10 protein-coding genes are annotated in these 6,595 nt (G+C 26.7%); 6 read left to right on the plus strand and 4 right to left on the minus strand.

What is annotated here, in order from left to right:
• Nucleotides 1-101: 101 nt before the first annotated feature.
• Both QX51_RS02865 and QX51_RS02870 read right to left on the minus strand, forming a co-directional pair.
• The gene (locus QX51_RS02865; RefSeq protein WP_039678400.1) at nt 102-1,106 is read right to left on the minus strand and encodes a permease; all 1,005 of its coding nucleotides are present in this window, start codon (nt 1,104-1,106) and stop codon (nt 102-104) included.
• 118 nt (nt 1,107-1,224) lie between these two features.
• Complete coding sequence (locus QX51_RS02870) at nt 1,225-1,497, minus strand: ArsR/SmtB family transcription factor (protein WP_039678401.1); 273 nt, start codon at nt 1,495-1,497, stop codon at nt 1,225-1,227.
• 300 nt (nt 1,498-1,797) lie between these two features.
• On the opposite strand from QX51_RS02870, the gene QX51_RS02875 reads away from it, so the two are divergent.
• From QX51_RS02875 to QX51_RS02890, 4 genes are all read left to right on the plus strand, one after another.
• Nucleotides 1,798-2,541: a metallophosphoesterase family protein gene (locus tag QX51_RS02875; RefSeq protein WP_039678402.1), complete on the plus strand. Its 744-nt coding sequence runs from the start codon at nt 1,798-1,800 to the stop codon at nt 2,539-2,541.
• Between the two features lie 80 nt (nt 2,542-2,621).
• Nucleotides 2,622-3,122 (plus strand): GNAT family N-acetyltransferase, encoded by a 501-nt coding sequence (locus QX51_RS02880; RefSeq protein ID WP_039678403.1) that lies wholly within the window; start codon nt 2,622-2,624, stop codon nt 3,120-3,122.
• A gap of 122 nt (nt 3,123-3,244) precedes the next feature.
• The gene (locus tag QX51_RS02885) at nt 3,245-3,904 is read left to right on the plus strand and encodes an HAD family hydrolase (protein WP_039678404.1); all 660 of its coding nucleotides are present in this window, start codon (nt 3,245-3,247) and stop codon (nt 3,902-3,904) included.
• 60 nt (nt 3,905-3,964) lie between these two features.
• Nucleotides 3,965-4,390 carry a hypothetical protein gene (locus tag QX51_RS02890; protein ID WP_039678405.1) on the plus strand — a complete coding sequence of 142 codons (426 nt, stop codon included), beginning with the start codon at nt 3,965-3,967 and terminating at the stop codon, nt 4,388-4,390.
• 223 nt (nt 4,391-4,613) lie between these two features.
• Here the strand turns inward: QX51_RS02890 and QX51_RS20530 are convergent, their stop codons facing one another.
• A complete protein-coding gene (locus QX51_RS20530; protein WP_161791892.1) occupies nt 4,614-4,763 on the minus strand; it encodes a hypothetical protein in 150 nt (49 codons plus the stop codon).
• A gap of 235 nt (nt 4,764-4,998) precedes the next feature.
• Here QX51_RS20530 and QX51_RS02895 point away from each other — a divergent pair, with 235 nt between their 5' ends.
• Together QX51_RS02895 and QX51_RS21125 are read left to right on the plus strand one after the other, a co-directional pair.
• Nucleotides 4,999-5,661, plus strand: coding sequence for a VanZ family protein (locus QX51_RS02895; RefSeq protein WP_039678406.1), 663 nt, complete (start codon nt 4,999-5,001; stop codon nt 5,659-5,661).
• 214 nt (nt 5,662-5,875) lie between these two features.
• Complete coding sequence (locus QX51_RS21125) at nt 5,876-6,049, plus strand: DUF2695 domain-containing protein (RefSeq protein WP_278246193.1); 174 nt, start codon at nt 5,876-5,878, stop codon at nt 6,047-6,049.
• Nucleotides 6,050-6,160: 111 nt separating this feature from the next.
• Here the strand turns inward: QX51_RS21125 and QX51_RS02905 are convergent, their stop codons facing one another.
• Nucleotides 6,161-6,562 (minus strand): hypothetical protein, encoded by a 402-nt coding sequence (locus tag QX51_RS02905; protein ID WP_039678407.1) that lies wholly within the window; start codon nt 6,560-6,562, stop codon nt 6,161-6,163.
• Nucleotides 6,563-6,595: the final 33 nt, after the last annotated feature.

Below are 6,595 nucleotides of genomic sequence, written 5' to 3' on the forward strand. Positions count from 1 at the left end.
TAGTCTACAATTTAGAGGCTAGAAGTTTTTTGTTTATTGATTACCATAAGTTGAGCTATAATAGACTACAAAAAAAGTGTATATATGCTATTTTTCATTATTTACATTAACAAGAAACTAAAACTGTTAAATATATATCCAGTTATAATTATACCAATAGTAACTATTCCAACAAAGATACATAATAATTTTGGCTTAATCACCTTACTAAGCATTATTATAGATGGAAGTGATAGGGCTGTCACACTCATCATAAATGCTAAAATAGTGCCAATAGGGACACCAGCCATAAACAATGCTTCGGCTATAGGTATTGTACCAAAAATATCTGCATACATAGGTATACCAACTATTGCAGCTATTAAAACTGAGAATGGGTTTTCGTGACCTAATATAGAAAGAATCATATCTTGTGGTATCCAGTTATGAATTAATGCACCTATACCAACACCAATTAGAACATATATATATACATTCTTAACTATAACTTTTGTATCATCCAAAGCGTAATTTAATCTTTGTTTTTGATTAAAATTCTCAGACTCATCATATAAATCTCTAGTTTTTTCATTATAAGTTCTTATTTCATCTTCCATATTAAGTTTGCTTATTATAGTACCACCTACAATGGCTATTACAAGTCCTAAAACTACATAAACAATAGATATTTTCATTCCAAAGAAAGATGCAAGTAATAATAATGAAGCAATATCAACCATTGGAGAAGATATTAAAAATGAAAAAGTAACACCCAAAGGTAAGCCTGCATTACTAAATCCTATAAATATAGGAATACTAGAACAAGAACAAAATGGAGTAACAGTACCAAGAAGGGCTGAAACTGTTGCACCATAAACTCCTTTAAACTTACTTAATATTCTCTTTGTTTTTTCTGGTGGGAAGTAACTTTGTATATAAGATATAAGGAAAATAAGTACAGCTAAAAGTATAAATATTTTTATAGTATCATAAATAAAGAATTGTATACTTCCTCCCATTTTAGATGAAACATCTAGTTTTAAAATGTTTTCTACAAATATGGTGATTAAATCAGATAACCACTTCATACCTAGAATCTGCTCTGTAAAAAAATTAAAAGCATTCATATAAACCTCCTATAATGCATCAAAAAAAATTGATGTTAAAATGATAAATAAATGTATATCCAACTAAATTGAATATACTTATATTTATTATATCAAAAAAAGTTGATTTGAGAAGCCTTTATAAAAATAATTTTTGGATTACTTCATAAGTTAAAACTCTAGATATACTATCCTTATTCACAGAGTAATAATTCCATTTGCCTATGGAAGTTTTACTTATTAGATTTGCTGAAAGGAGCATTTTTAGATGATAAGATAGTTTTGATTGGGATATATCAAACAGATCTACCAGCTTGCAAACACAGACGCTTTCTTCAGTATATAGCTTTTTTAATATTTGTAATCTGATTGGATCAGATAATGCTTTAAAAATTAATTCATAGTTTTCCATATTAATACCTCCGATATTTTATATTATATCAAATTATCTAAAATAAATAAAAAAAATTGCCAATCATTTCAATATAAAATGTGAAACTAAAATTGTCTATTATTAATATAAACAAAAGATAATTATTAAATCAAAAAAAATTGATTTATTTTCTTTGGAATCAGTTTACAAAACCTTTTTTATAAAATATCATAAGGATATGAGCAAGAAAATAATATAAATTGAAAACTTTAAAGAAAAAGATAAACATTGAAGGAAATTAATAAAAATTAAAAAGATATATGATAAGGAGAATAACAAATGAGAATAGCAGTCATATCAGATATACATAGCAATATTTATGCACTAGAAGCTGTATTAGGGGATATAGAAAATAGGAATGTGGATTTAGTAGTATGTACAGGTGATTTGGTAGGGTATGGTACTAGGCCAAATGAAGTTATAAATACAATTAGAAAGAATAAAGTGCTAACAATAATGGGAAATTATGATGATGCTATAGGAAACTATAAAATTTTATGTGGGTGTGATTATCCAGACCCTAAGGATGCACAAAAAGCAGGCCTCTCAATGCAGTTTACATCAAGCAAAACTACGGATGAAAATAAAAAATATTTAAGTAATTTACCAAAGGAATCAACTTTAACTTTTAACAATAAAACTATAAAATTAGTTCATGGAAGCACAAGGTTTATAAATGAATATTTAAAAGAGAATTCAGAAGAAGCAAAAGAAGTTATGAGTGAGTTATCTGAGGATATTTTAGTATGTGGTCATACACATATACCTTATGCTAAATATTACGGTGAAAAATTGCTTATAAATGCAGGTAGTGTGGGTAAGCCAAAAACAAATAATCCCAAAGCAAATTATGTAATTATAGAAATAAATAATGAAGATAATTTATCTAATAGTAAATCTTTAGCAGAAGTAGAAATAATAGAAGTTAATTATGATTTTGAAAAAGCAGCTAAGGAAATAGAGGAAAATAATATACTTCCAAATGATTTTGCAAGACTTATAAGAGAAGGTAGTGCTAAGTAATTTTATTTTAATAATACATTTATTCTTGCAAAAAAGTAGTATTATTAAAATAAAGATAGAAATTCATAAGGGGGGTATATATGGATGTTGTATTAAAAAAATGGACAATGAATGATAAAGACAAATTGTCTAATATATGTAATAAAGTTGAGCGACAATTTTTATCAAACAGAATACCATTTCCATACACAGAAGATGATGCAAAATGGTGGTTAAATATGGCTGACGAACATGATGGAAAAGATGGTATTTTCAGAGCAATAATTGTTGATGGAGAATATGTAGGAAATATATCAGTGGAAGTTAAGGATGATGTATATTGCAAAGATGCTGAAGTAGGATATCTATTGCTAACAAATAAGTGGTCAAAAGGTATAATGACAGAAGCAGTAAAACAAATTTGCTCAATGGCATTTTCACAGTTGGATATTGTAAGAATTACTGGCTTAGTATATAAGCCTAATATAGCATCACAAAGGGTATTGGAAAAAAATGGCTTTATATTAGAGGGAATTATGAGAAGTGCTGTTTTTAAAAATAATAATATCTATGACTTGTGTGTATATGGAAAATATAGATAAATTGAAATATTATCACCTTTTTAATGAAGACAGGAAATGCTTAGAGATGGGTATGAGCAAAACGTTGATTTAGCATGAAAATTATGTTACGGTAGTAAAAACACAAGGAGATAGATTTAACAATGAAAAAATACATATTATTTGATTTAGATGGAACAATAACTGATCCCAAAGAAGGAATTACTAAAAGTGTACAATATGCACTTAGCAAGTTTGGAATTGAAGAAGATTGCGATAATTTAATTCCATTTATAGGACCACCTTTATTAGACTCATTTATGGAGTTTTATAACTTTGATGTGGAAAAATCAGAACTTGCAATTAAGTATTATAGAGAACGTTATTCTCATATTGGATTATTTGAAAATAGCGCAATTGATGGTATGGCAGAAGTACTTAAAAAATTAAAAGAGTCTGGATATGTACTGGCCGTTGCCACTAGCAAACCTACCCATTTTGCTACTCCTATTTGTGATAAATTTGAGTTAAGTAAATACTTTGATTTGATTATTGGAAGCGAGTTGGATGGTACAAGAACAAGAAAGTCAGAAGTAATTTGTGAAGTGCTTAAACAATTGAACGCTAATCCTACAGATGTAATTATGATTGGGGACCGTAAGCACGATATTATAGGTGCAAAAGAAGCTGGAACTGCAAGTATTGGGGTTACATTTGGTTATGCAGAAGACAATGAACTAGAAGAGGCTGGAGCTGATTTTGTAGTAAATACACCAGGTGAATTATTAGATTGTATATTAGAAGAAGCAAGTTTTAATAATTAAAACATATAGCAAGTTTATTAATTATCAGTTAAACATAAGAATCAGAGGGGAATAAAATTAATGGACAAAGTTAAAAAATATGGTTATGTGCTTTCGTTTATCATACTTATAATAATAGCCTTACTTATAGGCTTTACAATAAAAAAAGCAGACTCAAAGTTAATGCCAGTAGAAGTCAATGATAATAGTATTAAAATTATGTATAATACTTATACTGAAGAGGACATTGTTGAGGTGGAACTGCTAAATGAAGTAAGTCTTTCAGGTGGCTCAGGGCTTAACACTGCCAATATAAATAATGGACGATACAAAGTAAACGGAGATGATTTTAAATCGAAGGTATGTATACATAAAAATATAAGTCCGTTTATAAAACTTAAAACTAAGGATTCAACAATTGTTTTTAATGAGAATGATTCAGATAAAACAAAAAAAATCTACAGTAAACTAAAAGAGTTATGCCAAAAGTCTGAACATAAAAATTAAAGAAATAGTGTGTAGCTACTAGAAATTAAAATCTAGTAGCTACTTTTTAAGACTTATTATTTTTTTAATATAGTTTCCCCTTCTTTTAGGGTTTCAATGACTTGTATATTTCTAATATCATTAGGTTCAACTTTTAATATATTCATATTGTTGACATGCAGCATTTCCATTACAGTGAACTAGTATTTGAGCATTTTCATTTAATGCCTTTTCTAATTTTTTTCTATTTCTGAGTAAGCTTGCGTTCCATAAGCATAATGGTCTTTTTTTCTCCAAATACTTTGCTATCTCTTATTAATACTGATTCCACATATAATTCACCCTCAAGTGTTAAAATATCTTCGTTAAAATATAATTTTTCATTAAGTTGCATTAAATTATTCCTATTATATATATTCTATGTTGATTAATAATCTTATAGTATTTTTAATTTTTATCAAACAATATGTAAGAATATTTAATTCATTTTTTAAATTCTCATTTATTTTAGTTAGAAATAATTGCAAATTAAGATATTGTAATATTAAGTTATGCAAGTATATGTTAAACTAAAAAAGTAACTAGAATTTATAGACTAACTAGAAATCTATCATATGAGGAGGCGTAAATTGAGAATCACATCAATAATTCACATGGCCAGAGAATATTTTTTACTAGGTCTATTTAGTGTGTCCATTGGAATTAGTATATTATTAATAATATACTTTTTAATATATAAGAAAATCATGAAAGGAACTAAAAAATTAAAGGCAAGTAAAATTTTATTATGGGGTATATTTTTAATTTATACTGTTATAGTACTAGGAGCCACATTTATTCATAGAACACCGGTTATGTATGAAAATATAAATTTACATATATTTAGCTCTTATATAAAAGTATGGAATAGATTTTCTTTATTAGAATTAAGAAATATAATTTTTAATATATTGATGTTCATTCCTCTTGGGTTTGTGATGCCTTTACTTTTCAAAAAATGTGAAAAGTTCTATATTACTTATTTTTTAGGCTTATGTATGACAATTTCTATTGAAGTACTTCAACTAATAAGTAAGAGAGGGATATTTGAAATCGATGATATTATAAATAATACTTTAGGGTGTATGATAGGTTATGGGATAGTAATGATATTTTTCTTATTTTCCCCCAAAAATAAGAAAAGTTTAGTAAATAAAGTGCTAACTATGGCGTGTTATCAAATACCTGTTATAATTACGATTATTTCTTTTAGTGCAATATTCAACAATATGGCACGCTTGAGTATGAAATAGATTATAAATTTTTCAGTATTTAAGGGATTTTTATATTTATCTAATCAGATAAATGAATCGTAACATTAAGTAGATTATTTAAAATGAAAGCGAGAGAATAATGGACAAAGCAAAAAAGAAAGAGTTATTGAAAAAATTTAAAAATGAAGAAAAAGAGAAAATTAGAGAGTCGCTTCCTTTTAGTATAGAAGTATTTGACTAATTATTTAATTACATAGATGAAACTTTGGAAATCAATGGAGGTAATGATACTCTAAAATATACAAAAGAATTTTTAGAAAATAATAATCTACCTTTGGAAGAATCTATAGAGTGGATAGAAGAAAATGGCGGATATTGTGACTGTGAAGTTTTAGCTAATATAGAAGATAAAATATTAGAGATATAGAGTATTACAGGGGAAAGTAGATATGAAAACATGGATTTACAATTTATTAGAATGTTAGCAAACATAAGCTAGAAAAAAGTGTACAAAGAGAAATTTGTCCACTTTTTTCTTTTAGTTATTAATTTGTTTATCTTGTTCGTCAATCTTTATATGATTTTTATTAAAATATAAAAGTGTTAAATACATAATAATTGAAATTACAGTTGATATAAGGTCATATATATCGAAAGAACTATTTAAAAATAAATCATGTATTACTTCAGAGATTATTGACAATAAAAAAATCAATACAGAGATAGCACTGGCAATTTTAAAGTTAAAATCAATATTTTTCTTATTAACAATAATTTCACCCAACCATATAAATGCCCAAGCTGCAGATAAGTTAGGCATTACCCCTAATAGAAAATTAATAGATGTATTATCTATAGATATTTCTCGTAAAAAGATAGTAATAGTCCAAGAAAGTATTCCAATAATTCCAAATACTGATGTTATAGTATGTTTTTTCATTAATTACCCCCATATTAAATATAAGCTTCTTTA

The sequence above is a fragment of the Terrisporobacter othiniensis genome (assembly GCF_000808015.1).
Classification (GTDB): domain Bacteria; phylum Bacillota; class Clostridia; order Peptostreptococcales; family Peptostreptococcaceae; genus Terrisporobacter; species Terrisporobacter muris.